The 17191-nt window shown below is 49.6% G+C and carries 6 protein-coding genes; all 6 read left to right on the forward strand.

Annotated elements, in window-relative coordinates:
• Window positions 1–6: 6 nt before the first annotated feature.
• The 6 genes from DYH48_RS22535 (at window position 7) to DYH48_RS22560 (ending at window position 17151) form a co-directional block, all read left to right on the forward strand.
• Window positions 7–606, forward strand: coding sequence for an aspartyl/asparaginyl beta-hydroxylase domain-containing protein (locus tag DYH48_RS22535; protein WP_172481226.1), 600 nt, complete (start codon window positions 7–9; stop codon window positions 604–606).
• Window positions 584–2641: a phytanoyl-CoA dioxygenase family protein gene (locus tag DYH48_RS22540; protein ID WP_115335988.1), complete on the forward strand. Its 2058-nt coding sequence runs from the start codon at window positions 584–586 to the stop codon at window positions 2639–2641. The genes DYH48_RS22535 and DYH48_RS22540 overlap by 23 nt, the downstream gene beginning before the upstream one ends.
• The gene (locus DYH48_RS22545) at window positions 2641–3801 is read left to right on the forward strand and encodes a hypothetical protein (protein ID WP_115335989.1); all 1161 of its coding nucleotides are present in this window, start codon (window positions 2641–2643) and stop codon (window positions 3799–3801) included. The genes DYH48_RS22540 and DYH48_RS22545 overlap by 1 nt, the downstream gene beginning before the upstream one ends.
• Complete coding sequence (locus DYH48_RS22550) at window positions 3798–4286, forward strand: GNAT family N-acetyltransferase (RefSeq protein ID WP_115335990.1); 489 nt, start codon at window positions 3798–3800, stop codon at window positions 4284–4286. Before DYH48_RS22545 ends, DYH48_RS22550 begins: the two co-directional genes overlap by 4 nt.
• Window positions 4287–4529: 243 nt before the next feature.
• Window positions 4530–5129, forward strand: a complete 600-nt coding sequence (locus tag DYH48_RS22555) for a phage tail protein (protein WP_115335991.1) — start codon at window positions 4530–4532, stop codon at window positions 5127–5129.
• 94 nt (window positions 5130–5223) lie between these two features.
• Complete coding sequence (locus DYH48_RS22560; RefSeq protein ID WP_370452682.1) at window positions 5224–17151, forward strand: putative Ig domain-containing protein; 11928 nt, start codon at window positions 5224–5226, stop codon at window positions 17149–17151.
• The last annotated feature ends 40 nt before the right edge of the window (window positions 17152–17191 follow it).

The raw sequence follows: 17191 nt of genomic DNA on the forward strand, positions 1-17191 counted from the left end.
TTGGATATGGATATCTGTTCTTTTGCCCTATTAGCTCAAGTTCCAAACTCCCTTAGTTTACAGCAAGAGCTGAATGCTTTGCTGCTGCAAGACTGGCTACCCCACGTAAATCAGCGTGATTATCGTCAAGGGGATCAGGGCGGTTGGGATGTGTTGCCTTTGCGCTGCGCCGCCGAGTATCAAACAGCACATCCTATCTTGCAAGCCTTCTCAATCTCTACACAGGCTCACTGGAATGATCTGCCTCGTCTCGAATCGAGCCCTACATTATGCCGTTTTCTGCAATCCCTAACCTGCCCAGTGAAATCTGTGCGTTTGATGCGCTTACATGCGGGGGCTGAAATCAAACCACATAGAGATCAAGGGCTCTGCCTAGAGCAAGGTGAGGCAAGACTGCATTTACCACTGCAAACGAATGATGCGTTAAATTTTTATGTGGATGAGAAACGTGTACCCATGCAGGCTGGGGAGCTTTGGTATATCAATGCCGATCAAGTCCATTGGGTCGAGAATAAAGGACAGGATGCACGCATCAACCTAGTGATTGATTGTGAAGTGAATACTTGGCTAAGGGAGTTGGTCTATGCCGCAAAGTTCAGGGGTTGAATCAGGACAAAGTGCAGATATTAAAGCGTTAATTCACTTCGCCAACGCGCTATTACAGGCCTCTTCGGCAGGGGAGGCTAAACGGCTTATCGATCCCATGCTGGCACAATTATGCGCTATGACGAAAATTGAGCTTCACCCCGAGTATTTTTTGGATACCGAGGCGAGTATGACACCTTTTGGTAAGGCTGTGTCGCTCACTACTGCGGCGCAGTGTGCTGAAGATCCTGAGCGTGGGCGAGTGTTTATTCAGAGCATTTATCAGGCTATACAGGATAAGTTGGCGCTAAATCCGCAACGGCCAATACAGATTTTGTATGCGGGTACAGGACCTTTTGCCTGGTTGTTATTACCTCTGCTGCCGCTGTTTTCTGCAAGTCAGATTCAAGTCTCCTTGCTCGACATTCACCCTGCCTCGTTAGATAAAGTCACCAAGCTTATTGAACACTTTGATTTAGCAGATCGTGTGGCAACGTATGTCTGCGCCGACGCCACAGTTTGGCAACCAGAAGCTGCAGTAAAGTTCGAAATGATAGTCTCTGAAACCATGAAGCATCTGCTGCAACAGGAGCCTCAAGTCCAGATATTCAGCCACTTACAGGCGTATCTTGCAGATGATGGTGTGCTCATCCCGCAAAATATTGAGTTAGACGCTTGGCTTGAGTGTCGTACTGTGCAGGATTTTGTGGAGACGCATTATTTAGGACCTTTGTTTGCACTCAACCTGCAAACTGCGCGCTTACTTGCCAGTGGAGACCGTAGCTTCTTGGCTGGTACTTTACTGCTCCCCGATTTCAGCCCGAGTGCGGTAACGCTTAAGTTCACGACTTCCATTCAAGTCTATGGTCATTCCAAGCTGAGCGCAAACCAATCTCAACTCACCTTACCTCGATATCGACGCGAGCATTGGCTTAAGCCTCTTTCAACTCTCAGTTTTCGGTATGAGCAAGGTACTCATCCCGATTTTGTGTTTGATGTCATAGAGCAAAAGCCTGTGCTGGTGTCGAGTGACGATCTGAGCTGCTTAGGCATTTACCATTTGCAGCGGCTTTGGCAAAAGATACAGCTACGCAAACGGGGAGAGTCATTCACTGAACTGGCAAATGAATGGCACTTAGATAAAACCTTGCTGGATCTTTGTGGAATAGGGCTAGAGCCGGGTCTGAGGGCTTTATATCAAAACGTTCATCAGTCAGCTTTTGTCGCTTTTATTCAGCAAACAGCCAAGCTGACTACCGCGGATATTGCCAATATAAATCAGCAATTGCGCTCTATCTTTAATGGATTAACGCTATCGCTCACAATGCCAGAAGTCGAAGATTTAAATTCAATAGAGGTTGAAGTCTCAAATCCGGCGGTAGTACTCAGCGAGTCACAACTCAATTTTTGGCGTAGTGAAGGTTACCTAGTGATTCCGCAAGTACTCACGGCGGAGCAATGCGCCGCAACTCGAGATTTTATTTGGCAGCAGTTAGGGGCAAATGAACAAGATCCCGCCACTTGGTATCAAGCTCATGCGTTTATGCAGAAAATAATGCTGCAACTGTTTCGCCATCCGCAACTGGACGCGAATCGACAAGTCCCCAAAATCCGTCAAGTGTTTGAACAGCTATGGCAGCGAACCGATTTAGTCATGACAACCGACAGAGTCAGCTTTAATCCACCTGAAACACCCACTTGGCGTTTTCCCGGGCCAGATATGCACTGGGATATGCCACTGCAGCTACCCGTTGACTTTGGCACTCAAGGGTTAATTTATTTAACCGATACCAGTGTTGACCAAGGCGCATTTTGTTGTGTTCCCGGATTTCATCTCAAGATAGAAGAATGGCTTCTCGAACAAAACAAAAAGCAAAACAAGACGGATATCGAGCTTCAGCAACAGGATTGGAGCAAGTGGCCTATTAAACCCATAGCCGCAAATGCAGGTGATTTAATCATTTGGCACCATGCCTTGCCCCACGGCGCCAGTCCTAATCGTGGGACGTTACCGCGAATGGTGCAATACATTAACTTTTATCCTATGGCTTGCTAATGGTTGATTTTAAAGAACAGGAGCAACGCTATTGGCAATTGTTACATCAACCAGAGTCATTGTTTTTACTGCATCGAGCGAATGATGTGGAGCATTTTATCGTGCTGATGGCTGATTTTCTTGCTTGGCCTGAGCTTAGTTTGGAACACATGCTCGCATTCATTGCTTTGCAGCAAGAAACCTTTATTCCAGATTTAGATCGCTTCAGCCAAGCCTGGTTCCCTTGTCGTTATCACTCACAACATAAAACGGTCAGTTGGGTTCCCGCACTTCATAAGTTATCCAAGCCTTTCCTAGAGGACGATATCAGTGATGCTCGTCGTTGTTTACTCGCCAGTTTTATCCAACCTAAAACCTTGCTCGAACCCCTATTATCCCAACGGGAAAGTTTGCCTATCGTAAATCCAAGTTTGATGATTTTTCACTGGTCCCGTTGTGGTTCGACGCTAGTTTCGAGTAGCTTTGCCCTGCTCGAAACTTGCCGAGTGCTCTCTGAATCAATGCTCTGCAGCGATGTTATGCATGATGACCATTGGCCTTTGGCACTAAAGCCTCAGCTCGTCGATTTATGCTTGCGGCTACAGGGGCGATTGAGATTAGGCGAGCGTGAGTTAGTGATCAAGTGGAATGCATGGGATCTGGCTTGCTGGTCGATGTTGCTCGAACTTTACCCTAAGAGCCGAGTGTTATGCTTGATACGCAATCCTAAGGATATTATTGATTCTCATCAAAGAGTTGCTGGGAGACATATGGCTGGAGGGCAAAGTTTACTTCCAACTGAACTGCAAACTCAACAGATGGAAAATACGGATACTGAGCCTAGTTTAGATGAATTTCGCACCACCGTTTTACAGTATTTAGCGCAATTATCTGTCGCTTTACATCAATTTTCTCGAGTTATTCTACTGGATTATCATCAATTAAAAGATTTTAAACCCACAACATTCTCTACCATCTTAGGATGGCCACTATCTGAAGGTGAGATTGAGCGCTGGCAACACCATTGGCGTTTTGATGCGAAGCAGCAAGGGCAACTATTTACACCTGTTGTGCCAAATGAGCCCGTCCCAATCCGTGAATGTCAAAACCCATCGTGGCAGCAATTATTAATCACCTATAACCAACTTTTGCAGCGTTTATATTGGGATAAAAAGGCATGATGCGAGGTGAGTTAAATCTACCAATAGGCTTGAGTGTTAAAGCTGCTAATACAAATGACGACCCATTTATGGCACAGCTTTTTTATTCTACAAAAACGCTTTTTTATGAACTTGGTTTACCTAGTGAAGTCGTTGAAATCATGCTGGAGCAACAATACCGACTACAGCAAGCCTCTTATCGGGAACAATATCCAAATGCCAACACTTATATCTTGTTTTATCACCAGCAAGCCGTAGGAAAAGTGATGCTCGATATCAGTGAGTATAGGATTCATCTTGTTGATTTTATTATCATACCAAGTATGCGGGGACGCGGTTTTGGTTCGGCCATTTTAGCGGCCATTAAGCAAGAAGCGATGAAACGCCATTTACCTGTCGGTTTATCTGTGGAGAGTGAAAATACTCAAGCTAAAAAGCTTTATCTAAAGCATGGGTTTAAGCCCGAAAGTTACTCTGGCGCCTATGAATCTATGCTATGGCGTTAAGTGGAGAGTGATAATTTACACTGATTTATTTTTGTACAATTGTGTTTATTGATTTTTAATGTATGTTTAATTGTAATCAATTTGTTTTGTTTTTGATTTAAGTTATCTAGATAGTCCTCTCATCGTGTGATGTGGATGATGTTGTAATCAGCAAAAGGAACTCGCTGTCGATTAAATGTCGTGAGTAATCATTTCGTTGAAAAACGTTAAATAGACAAAATCGTGATTTTAAGGAGAAAAACAATGTCTGATCCATTTATCGGTCAAATTTCCATGTTCGCTGGTAATTTCGCTCCCCGTGGTTGGGCCTTTTGTAATGGGCAATTATTGTCCGTCTCGCAAAACTCTGCGCTTTTTGCAATTCTAGGCACCACATATGGTGGCAATGGCCAAACGACTTTTGCACTGCCTAACCTGCAAGGGCGTGTGCCTGTGCATCAAGGCCAAAGCCCTGGCATGAGTCAATATAACCTGGGACAAACGGGTGGGACTGAAAATGTGACATTGACTGCCAATGAATTACCCGCGCATGTTCATTCCGTGGCACTAAATGGAACCGGAAATACGAGCGTTGCATTGGGAGCTTCCTCCGCTAACGGTAATACCGCTATTCCAGGGCCAGCCACGGTACCCGCCAAAGTGGTTAGTGGGCTAACTGCTCTTAATGCTTTTAGCACTACTGCACCAGACACCACACTGTCGCCTGCGACTGCCACCACAACGGTTAACGTAAATGGAAATACTGGTATTGCCGGTAATAATATGCCAGTGCATATCGTACAACCTTACCAAGTTGTGAATTTCATTATTGCTCTTGAGGGCCTTTTCCCTTCTCGTAATTAAATCTGAAACAATATGGTTTAAATCTGTAAGTGCAAATGCGCGCAAGGATTGTGCGCTACTTGTATTTAAAACAAGCTAATTTAGGGGATGTGTCATGCTGCAACATGCTTACAAAATGATTCATGCTTTTAAGCATATTATGACTAGATTCTGTCATTCTTATTTGAAAATGTTCATTGTAGGCAGTTTTTTTGCGATGACCTCCCTCCATGCTAGTGCACAAAACCGTTCTTTTGACTTTACAACTGGCGATACCGTAACGCTGACAAATGCGGGATCTGCACTATCTAATCGAACAACATTTACACTGGAGTTTTGGGCCAAATTTACTAACGTCAGTGGGACCATCAATTTAGTGGATTTCACTGGCGGTGCCGATGCCGGTGGCCTCATATTGAACTCAGGTATACTAACTGTCGATCTTGAGCAGGATTTTCATAACCTGACAGAAAGTAATGTGTTGTCGTTAAGCGCAGGAACCTGGTATCACATTGCAGTTGTATTTGATAATGGAACTTGGGATTTTTATGTTGATGGCGTCGGACAGGGAATAAACGTTTTAGATCAAGGCGCCCGTAGTAGCGTTCCTAATTATACGGGATTTGGAGTGACCAATCTTGTGTTTGGGTTGCAGAACCACGTAGCGGTAGATGATTTCGTCGGTAGTATCGATGATATACGTATGTGGAGTAGTGCGCGCACGCAAGTGCAGATTCAAAATAACCGTAGTATCGAGTTGGTAGGCAATGAATCCGGCCTGCTGGGTTATTGGAAGCTGAATGAAGCCAGCGGTACGACAGTCAACGATAGCCAGACTAATTCCTCCATGTTAACAGGTACTAGCAGCGGTATCGGGTATAACGCAACGGGTGCATTTGTTACCGATTCTGTTGCCCCTGCGGTAAGTTCTATCAGCGCCAGCACCGCAAACGGTACTTACAAATTCGGTGATGTTATTAGTGTTGAGGTTAACTTTGATGAAGCAGTATTGGTTACTGGCACACCTCAACTCACACTTGAAACAGGCACCACTGATCGCACCATTAACTACGCCAGCGGTAGTAACTCCAGTACGTTAACATTCAATTACACCGTTCAGTCTGGCGATACTTCGGCCGATTTAGATTATGTTGCTACCAATTCATTGATGCTAAATAGTGGCACTATTCGCGACGCGGCAAGTAACAACGCCACCTTGACCTTGCCTTCTCCCGGTGCAGCAAACTCTTTGGGGGCGAATAGAAATATCGTCATCGATGGCGTGGCCCCGACGGTTTCATCTGTTAATGCCAGCACCGCGGACGGTACTTACAAACTGGGCGATATCATTAGTATCCAAGTTAACTTTAGCGAAGTGGTGAGCGTCACTGGTACCCCGCAACTAACGCTGGATACGGGTACAACGGATAGAACGATTGACTACGCAAGTGGTAGTGGTTCCAGTACGCTGACATTCAACTACACCATTCAGTCCGGCGATACGTCCAGTGACCTAGATTATGTCGCCACTAACTCCTTGGCATTGAATAGCGGAACCATCCGCGATGCCGCTACTAACAATGCGACCCTCACATTGGCTTCGCCTGGCGCAGCTAATTCACTGGGCAATAATAAAGCGCTGGTAGTGGACGGCGTTGTGCCCTCTGTGACGAACACCGCACCTTCGGGTGGTGCAGTATCAACAGATACCAGTGTTGATTTCACCGTTAACTTCAACGAATCAGTCAACAATATTTCTATCGATGATTTTGCCTTGGGTACTACCGGTGGCGCGACTGCCACTATAGTCAGCGTCTCCGCGAGTTCAGGCTCCAGCGTGAATGTGACAGTGAGCGGTATTACGGGTATTGGCACTATCAAACTCAACCTGAATGCATCGACCAATATCAGCGATGCAGCGGGTAACGCTGGCCCTGCAGCCTATACCAGCGGCTCAACTCATACTGTGGCTATCCCGACAGCCCCAGATGCTCCTACTATTGGCGCTGCAACGGCAGGTATTGGGCAAGCCTCTGTGGCTTTTAGCGCACCTGCAAATAATGGCGGCGCTGCCATAACGGGTTATACAGTAACATCTACCCCTGATGGCATTAGTGCTGGTGGTAATGGATTTACAACTTCTCCGATAACGGTAACTGGCCTAACAAATGGTACGGCTTACACCTTTACTGTGACGGCAACTAACACCATTGGAACAAGCTCTGCATCAGGTGCTTCAAATTCAGTAATACCCAAAGTTAACCAGACAATTACTTTTGCTAATCCGGGGGCGCAAAATTTCGGCACTAGTCCGACGTTAACTGCAACATCAGATTCATCGTTAATTGTCAGTTTCAGTTCATCGACACCAGCAGTTTGTACGATTACGAGTAGTGGAACCCTGACCTTTTTGTCAACGGGTTCCTGTACTATCGATACAGATCAGAGTGGTAACGCGAGTACCAATGCTGCAAGCACTGTAAGTCAAACCTTTATGGTGAATGCCGTAGTGCCAAGTGCCCCTACGATTGGCACCGCAACGGCAGGGAATGCCCAGGCATCGGTTAGCTTTACTGCGTCCGCAAGTAATGGTGGTGCTGCGGTTACTAGCTATACAGTTACATCCAACCCCAGTGGTTTTACCGGTACGGGCGTGGGTTCACCCATTTCGGTGATAGGATTAACCAATGGAGTGGCTTATACCTTCACTGTTACCGCGACTAACTCGACGGGTACAGGTGCTGCATCAGCAGCATCTAATTCCGTCACACCGGCATCACCGCAGACAATTACCTTCGCCAATCCAGGGGCGCAGAATTTTGGTACCTCGCCAACCTTGACGGCGACATCAGACTCAGGATTAACCCCGACCTTTACTTCATCAACCACAGGAGTGTGTACTATTTCTTCTGGCGGGTTATTAAACTTCGTTTCCGTGGGTACTTGCACTATCAATGCCGATCAAGCGGGCGATAGCGGCTATTTGGCAGCGACGACTGTCAGCCGCTCATTTAGTATCAGTGCGGTTGTACCAGGTGCGCCAACTGCAGCGAGTGCGACTGCTGGCGATACTCAAGCCAGTGTGACCTTTAGTGCGCCAATTTTTACCGGTGGTGCAGCTATTACTGGTTATACAGCAACGTCAAATCCCGGTGGCTTCACTGGGGCGAGTGCTAGCTCACCGCTGACAGTAACTGGTCTTACTAATGGTGTAGCATATACATTTACCGTCACGGCTACTAACTCGGTGGGGACGGGAGCCGCTTCTACTGCAACTAGCTCTACCACGCCTAAAGCGATACAAACCATCACTTTTGCAGACCCTGGTGCTCAAAGTTTTGGTACCGCACCGACGTTCATTGCGTCAGCAAGCTCTGGCTTAACAGTGACTTTTACATCATCTACTACAGGAGTTTGTACTATTACCGCTGGTGGCGCCTTAACGTTCGGTAGCACTGGCACCTGTACCATTGATGCGAATCAAGCGGGAGATGGCAGTTACTTAGCTGCGGCTCAGGTGAGTCGCTCATTCACTGTGAATGCTGTCGTTCCTGGCGTGCCAACCATAGGAGCGGCTAGTGCAGCTGATAGCCAAGCGAGTGTGAGTTTTACCGCTCCGATATTCAATGGTGGTTCGTCAATCACGGGGTACACAGTGACCTCAAGCCCAGGTGGTTTCCACGCTTCGGGGGCAGCTTCCCCTATTACAGTCACTGGGCTTGCAAACGGTAGTCCTTATACCTTTAGTGTCGTAGCAACGAACGCGATTGGCAGCAGTAGTGCGTCAGTGGCGAGTAACTCGGTAACGCCAAATGGCGCCCCAGTCATTAGTGGTACGCCGACCTTAAGTGTTAATCAAGATGTGTCGTATCAGTTTACGCCTACAGCGTCTGACTCTGTGGGAGATGTACTTAGCTTTAGTATTGCTAATAAACCTGCATGGGCGACATTTAACACAACAACAGGAACGCTGTCAGGTACTCCCTCTAATCAGGATGTTGGTGTAACTAGCGGGATTATTATCAGTGTTTCTGATGGTGCTTTGTCTGCGAGTTTACCCGCATTTAATTTAAGTGTAGTGAACATCAACGATGCGCCGACCATCAGTTCAACAGCCATCACTGCCGCCACTCAAGATGCGGCGTACAGCTACACCTTTGCGGCGAGTGATACCGATGTGGGCGATGTACTGACATTCAGCGCGGTGACCAAACCGAGTTGGTTGAGCTTCAATACGACTTCAGGCGTGCTAAGTGGCACACCCAGCAATGCCGATGTGGGCAGCCATGTCGTGTTACTGCGAGTGACTGACACAGATGGCTTAACGGCAGAGCAAAGCTTCAGCATTACCGTGACCAACGTCAACGATGCACCGACCATCAGTTCAACGGCCATCACTGCAGCCACTCAAGATGCAGCGTACAGCTACAACTTCGCGGCTGCAGATACTGATGTGGGCGACACCTTAACCTTAAGCGCGGTAACTAAACCGAGCTGGTTGAGCTTCAATGCTGCCACTGGATTGTTAAGTGGCACGCCAGGCAATGCCGATGTAGGCAGCCATGCCGTGTTACTGCGAGTGACAGACACGGACGGCTTAACTGCTGACCAAAGTTTCAGCATCACGGTCACTAACGTCAATGACGCACCGACCATCAGTTCAACGGCCATCACTGCCGCCACTCAAGATGTGGCGTACAGCTACACCTTCGCGGCCGCAGATACTGATGTGGGCGATGTGCTGACATTCAGCGCGGTGACTAAACCAAGCTGGTTGAGCTTCAATGCGGCCACTGGACTGTTAAGTGGCACGCCCAGCAATGCCGATGTGGGCAGCCATGTCGTGTTACTGCGAGTGACAGACACAGATGGCTTAACGGCAGAGCAAAGCTTCAGCATTACCGTGACCAACGTCAATGATGCACCGACCATCAGTTCAACGGCCATCACTGCCGCCACTCAGGATGCGGCGTACAGCTACACCTTCGCGGCCGCAGATACTGATGTGGGTGATGTACTGACATTCAGCACGGTGACCAAACCGAGTTGGTTGAGTTTCAATACGACTTCAGGCGTGTTAAGTGGCACGCCAAGCAATGCCGATGTGGGCAGCCATGCGGTGACACTGAAAGTCACCGACACGGACGGCTTAACTGCTGACCAAAGTTTCAGCATCACGGTCACTAACGTCAATGACGCACCGATCATCAGTTCAACGGCCATCACATCTGCCACTCAAGATACCGCGTACAGCTACAACTTTGCGGCGAGTGATACCGATGTGGGCGATGTGCTGACATTGAGCGCCGTGACCAAACCGAGTTGGTTGAGCTTCAATGCGGCTACTGGATTGTTAAGTGGTACGCCAAGCAATGCCGATGTGGGCAGTCATGCGGTGACACTGAAAGTCACCGACACGGACGGCTTAACGGCAGAGCAAAGCTTCAGCATCACGGTGACCAACGTCAATGACGCACCGACCATCAGTTCAACGGCCATCACTGCCGCCACTCAGGATGCGGCTTATAGCTACACCTTCGCGGCCGCAGATACTGATGTGGGCGATGTACTGACATTCAGCGCCGTGACCAAACCAAGTTGGTTGAGCTTCAATACGACTTCAGGCGTGTTAAGTGGCACGCCAGGCAATGCCGATGTGGGCAGCCATGTCGTGTTACTGCGCGTAACGGACACGGATGGCTTAACCGCTGACCAGTCCTTCAGCATTACAGTGACCAACGTCAATGACGCACCGACTATCAGTTCAACGGCCATCACTGCCGCCACTCAGGATGCGGCTTATAGCTACACCTTCGCGGCCGCAGATACTGATGTGGGCGATGTACTGACATTGAGCGCGGTGACTAAACCAAGCTGGTTGAGTTTCAATGCGGCTACGGGCGTGTTAAGTGGCACGCCAAGCAATGCCGATGTGGGCAGCCATGCGGTGACACTGAAAGTCACCGACACGGACGGCTTAACGGCAGAGCAAAGCTTCAGTATAACAGTGACCAACGTCAATGACGCACCGACTATCAGTTCAACGGCCATCACTGCCGCCACTCAGGATGCGGCTTATAGCTACACCTTCGCGGCCGCAGATACTGATGTGGGCGATGTACTGACATTCAGCGCCGTGACCAAACCAAGTTGGTTGAGCTTCAATGCTGCCACTGGCGTGCTAAGTGGCACGCCCAGCAATGCCGATGTGGGCAGCCATGTCGTGTTACTGCGAGTGACGGACACGGATGGCTTAACGGCAGAGCAAAGCTTCAGCATCACGGTCACTAACGTCAATGATGCACCGACCATCAGTTCAACGGCCATCACTGCCGCCACTCAGGATGCGGCGTACAGCTACACCTTCGCGGCCGCAGATACTGATGTGGGTGATGTGCTGACATTCAGCGCGGTGACCAAACCAAGTTGGTTGAGCTTCAATGCTACCACTGGCGTGCTAAGTGGCACGCCAGGCAATGCCGATGTGGGCAGCCATGTCGTGTTACTGCGAGTGACCGACACGGATGGCTTAACCGCTGACCAGTCCTTCAGCATTACAGTGACCAACGTCAATGACGCACCGACTATCAGTTCAACGGCCATCACTGCCGCCACTCAGGATGCGGCTTATAGCTACACCTTCGCGGCCGCAGATACTGATGTGGGCGATGTACTGACATTCAGCGCCGTGACCAAACCAAGTTGGTTGAGCTTCAATGCTGCCACTGGCGTGCTAAGTGGCACGCCCAGCAATGCCGATGTGGGCAGCCATGTCGTGTTACTGCGAGTGACGGACACGGATGGCTTAACGGCAGAGCAAAGCTTCAGCATCACGGTCACTAACGTCAATGATGCACCGACCATCAGTTCAACGGCCATCACTGCCGCCACTCAGGATGCGGCGTACAGCTACACCTTCGCGGCCGCAGATACTGATGTGGGTGATGTGCTGACATTCAGCGCGGTGACCAAACCAAGTTGGTTGAGCTTCAATGCTACCACTGGCGTGCTAAGTGGCACGCCAGGCAATGCCGATGTGGGCAGCCATGCGGTGACACTGAAAGTCACCGACACGGACGGCTTAACGGCAGAGCAAAGCTTCAGTATAACAGTGACCAACGTCAACGATGCACCGACCATCAGTTCAACGGCCATCACTGCCGCCACTCAGGATGCGGCGTACAGCTACACCTTCGCGGCCGCAGATACTGATGTGGGTGATGTGCTGACATTCAGCGCGGTGACCAAACCAAGTTGGTTGAGCTTCAATGCTACCACTGGCGTGCTAAGTGGCACGCCAGGCAATGCCGATGTGGGCAGCCATGTCGTGTTACTGCGAGTGACGGACACGGATGGCTTAACGGCAGAGCAAAGCTTCAGCATCACGGTCACCAACGTCAACGATGCGCCGACCATCAGTTCAACGGCCATCACTGCCGCCACTCAAGATGCGGCATACAGCTACACCTTTGCGGCGAGTGATACCGATGTGGGCGACACCTTAACCTTAAGCGCGGTGACCAAACCGAGTTGGTTGAGCTTCAATACGACTTCAGGCGTGTTAAGTGGCACGCCAAGCAATGCCGATGTGGGCAGTCATGCGGTGACACTGAAAGTCACCGACACGGACGGCTTAACGGCAGAGCAAAGCTTCAGCATCACGGTGACCAACGTCAATGACGCACCGACCATCAGTTCAACGGCCATCACTGCCGCCACTCAGGATGCGGCTTATAGCTACACCTTCGCGGCCGCAGATACTGATGTGGGCGATGTACTGACATTCAGCGCCGTGACCAAACCGAGTTGGTTGAGCTTCAATGCGGCTACTGGATTGTTAAGTGGTACGCCAAGCAATGCCGATGTGGGCAGTCATGCGGTGACACTGAAAGTCACCGACACGGATGGCTTAACCGCTGACCAGTCCTTCAGCATTACAGTGACCAACGTCAATGACGCACCGACTATCAGTTCAACGGCCATCACTGCCGCCACTCAGGATGCGGCTTATAGCTACACCTTTGCGGCTGCGGATACTGATGTGGGTGACACCTTAACCTTAAGCGCCGTGACCAAACCGAGTTGGTTGAGCTTCAATGCTGCCACTGGACTGTTAAGTGGCACGCCAGGCAATGATGATGTGGGCAGCCATGCCGTGTTACTGCGAGTAACGGACACGGATGGCTTAACCGCTGACCAGTCCTTTAGCATTACCGTGACCAACGTCAATGACGCACCGACCATCAGTTCAACGGCCATCACTGCCGCCACTCAGGATGCGGCTTATAGCTACACCTTCGCGGCCGCAGATACTGATGTGGGCGATGTACTGACATTCAGCGCCGTGACCAAACCAAGTTGGTTGAGCTTCAATGCTGCCACTGGCGTGTTAAGTGGCACGCCAGGCAATGCCGATGTGGGCAGCCATGTCGTGTTACTGCGAGTGACGGACACGGATGGCTTAACGGCAGAGCAAAGCTTCAGCATTACCGTGACTAACGTCAATGACGCACCGACCATCAGTTCAACGGCCATCACTGCCGCCACTCAAGATGCGGCGTACAGCTACACCTTTGCGGCGAGTGATACCGATGTGGGCGATGTACTGACATTCAGCGCGGTGACCAAACCGAGTTGGTTGAGCTTCAATGCTGCCACTGGCGTGCTAAGTGGCACACCCAGCAATGCCGATGTGGGCAGCCATGTCGTGTTACTGCGAGTGACGGACACGGACGGCTTAACAGCAGAGCAAAGCTTCAGCATTACCGTGACCAACGTCAATGATGCACCTGTAGCGACAAGTTCGACTGTGACGTTAGAGGAAGATGGTTCGGTGACTATCATCCTTACGGCGGAGGATGTGGATAACGACCCGCTTACCTATGAAGTGGTGAGTCAGCCAGATTCCGGCACCTTAGAGCAACATGGCACTGTTTGGTTATATACCCCTGAGAAGGATTTCAATGGAACAGACGTGTTTAGCTTTATTGCTAAGGATGCCGAGCTGAGTTCAGAGCCTGTAACTGTCACGATTAACGTCACGCCAGTGAATGATGATCCGCAGGCGGTTGATGACGACTACACATTAACAAGTACCGCCAACGATAATTATGCGCTTGCGGTGCTCGCGAACGATGTTGATGTCGATGGTGATACCTTAACGATTGATGGTGCGGCTGCGGATATCGGCAGTGTGCAAATCACCAGTGATGGCTTGAGCTTTACTGCGCCTGAAGCGTATGTCGGGCCTGTGGCGCTTCGCTATACCATCAGTGATGGTAACAAGGGGCGTGCAAGTGCCAAAGTGAATGTACTGATTGAAGGCGCTGAGTCGGCAAATCAGCCAGTGATCACTTTGCCAGACGATGTCGATGTGAATGCAACGGGGCTATTTACTCGCGTTAAGCTTGGTTTCGCGAAAGCAGTCGATCGTAATGGCCATCCATTGCCAGTTTCTCTGGTGAATAAGAGTCTGTTCTTCGCACCAGGCAGCTACTTAGCTTACTGGCAAGCTGTAGATCGCGATGGTAATAAGGCGATCAAGGCTCAAAAAGTGAAAGTACATCCACTGATTTCCTTGAGTAAAGATCAGCTTGTGGGTGAGGGCAATGAGGTGGTGGTGAGTGTGCACCTTAATGGCGTCGCACCCGTATATCCCCTTTCGGTGCCTTATACCGTTTCAGGCTCTGCAGGTAGCAGTGATCATGATTTGGTTGATGGGGTGGTCGAGGTGACATCGGGTCAACAAGCTGAGATCCGCTTTAGCACCTTTGAAGATGGTGAGGTCGAAGGGGATGAGGATGTGCTGATTAGTCTAGACCCTAGCTTGAACTTGGGCAGTAAGCAGCAAACTCAGGTGTTGATCACCGAAGCGAATATTGCGCCTAAGGTGACGTTGGATGTTACTCAAGCGGGAGCGCACCAATTTATCGTGGCGCAAAATGGCGGTGATGTACGCATTAATGCTGATATCAGTGACGCCAATATGCAGGATAGCTTAACGTCAACATGGGCAAGCGGTTCGCTGAACTTACAATCCGATGATGCGGGCATGTTCTTCTCTCCAGTCTCTGTCCTGCCGGGCATTTACCCTGTGAGTGTGACGGTTACTGATAATGGTTTGCCAGCGCTGTCAACCACAGAACGAGTCTACATTGTTGTACGTTCAAGCCTACCTATATTGACAGGCGCAGACACAGACGGTGATTTGATCCCAGATGTTCAAGAAGGCTTTACCGATTCAGATGATGACGGTATTCCTGATTACTTGGATGCGATTAACGACTGTAACATTATGCCCGAAGGTGAATTACAGCCTGTGTACTTCTTGGCTGAGGGGCAGGCTGGTGTGTGCTTACGCTTAGGTAATATTGCACTGATGCAAGAGCAAAGTGGTATTCAACTATTACCTGATCTTGTCCCAGAAGACAGCATAGCGGCTAATGTCGGCGGTATTTTTGACTTCATCGCGACGGGATTGCCACAACAAGGGCAGAGTTACAGTCTAGTGATACCACAACGTTCGCCAGTTCCTGCCAATGCGGTATATCGTAAGTATCAAGCCCAAAATGGTTGGAAGGATTTTGTGATTGATACGCGCAATAGTGTCGCCAGTAGTGAAGGTGAGCGAGGTTTCTGTCCTCCACCAGGAGACAGTCGTTGGACGGCGGGATTAACTGAAGGTCATTGGTGTGTGCAGTTAACCCTAGAGGATGGCGGTCCAAACGATGACGATGGCGTCGCTAACCGTACTATCGTCGATCCAAGTGGCGTGTCCGTGATACTCAATGGCAACCATTTACCAGTGGCTAATCCAGATGCCGCCTCTTTACCTTGGAATCAGAGTCTCGATATTGATGTGCTCGCCAATGATACCGATAGCGATGGTGATACGCTGACGGTCACGCAAGTGACCAGCGAGTTCGGCACCGCCGTCATCTTGGACAATCAGCAGCTAAGTTACACGCCAGCAACCGATTTCATCGGTACGGATGTGCTGGTGTATAGCATTACCGATGGAAAAGGTGGCACTGCGAGTAGTGAGTTGACTGTGGTAGTGAGTGGCAATACCGCACCAACGGCAGTCAACGACAGCGCCGCAACCGACGATAGAACGAGCTTGCTACTCGATGTGCTGAGTAACGACAGTGATCCAGACGGTAATGTTTTAACTTTAGTCAGCGCTACCGCGCAGCAAGGGGCTGTGTCAGTGGAGTCGAACAAGCTGCGTTATATCCCTAAAGCGGGATTCGATGGTGTTGATACTGTGAGCTATGGGATTAGCGATGGGTTGGGCGGTGAGGCAACAGGGCAAGTGTTCATTACCGTTAAGGCCTATCAAGAAGTGGTGATTGATAACAAATCGGGAGGAGGTAGCATGTCCTTGTGGGCATTAGGATTGATTATTACGGCGGGTTTAATCCGCCGCCGTGAATTACATAAAGCGGTCTTGGGGGCTGTGTTGCTCGCAGGCACAGTCAGTCAAGCGAATGGGGCTGATAACTGGTATGTCGAGGGCTTTGTCGGGCAAGCTCAGGTTGATAGCAGCAGACGAGATTTACAGCCACAGGCAGCCGCTGGCGTAGTGACATCGGTTGATGACAAAGATGCCGCGTTTGGCTTAAGTGTGGGTTATCAATGGACTCCCATGGTGGCAATCGAATTAGGCTATGCTGACTTTGGTGATGGAAGTGCGCGGATTGAGGGCGCGAGTCTTACTCCGGCGCAATACCATGAGCAGGTAAAAGCCGTGACCCCCGTATTGGCCGATGGCGTAATGTTGGGATTGCGTTTAACCTTACTGCAGCATGATGCTTGGCGCTTTGAAGTGCCTATCGGATTATTTCGATGGCAAGCGGATATCAGTAGCACTATGGGCAATAGCCGTTTAACCACAGAACTCGATGGCACTGATTGGTATGCCGGAGTGCGGTTTAGCTATCAAGTGAGCGACGCTTGGTCAGTTGGCTTGGGGTATCAGTATGTGGATATCGAGCCGAATGACTTCCTCAGTTACCAGCTCAATCTACGTTATCAATTTTAAGCGTTAGCATATCAAAAGGGGCATTCGCCCCTTTTTACTA

The sequence above is a fragment of the Shewanella baltica genome, assembly GCF_900456975.1.
Lineage (GTDB): Bacteria > Pseudomonadota > Gammaproteobacteria > Enterobacterales > Shewanellaceae > Shewanella > Shewanella baltica.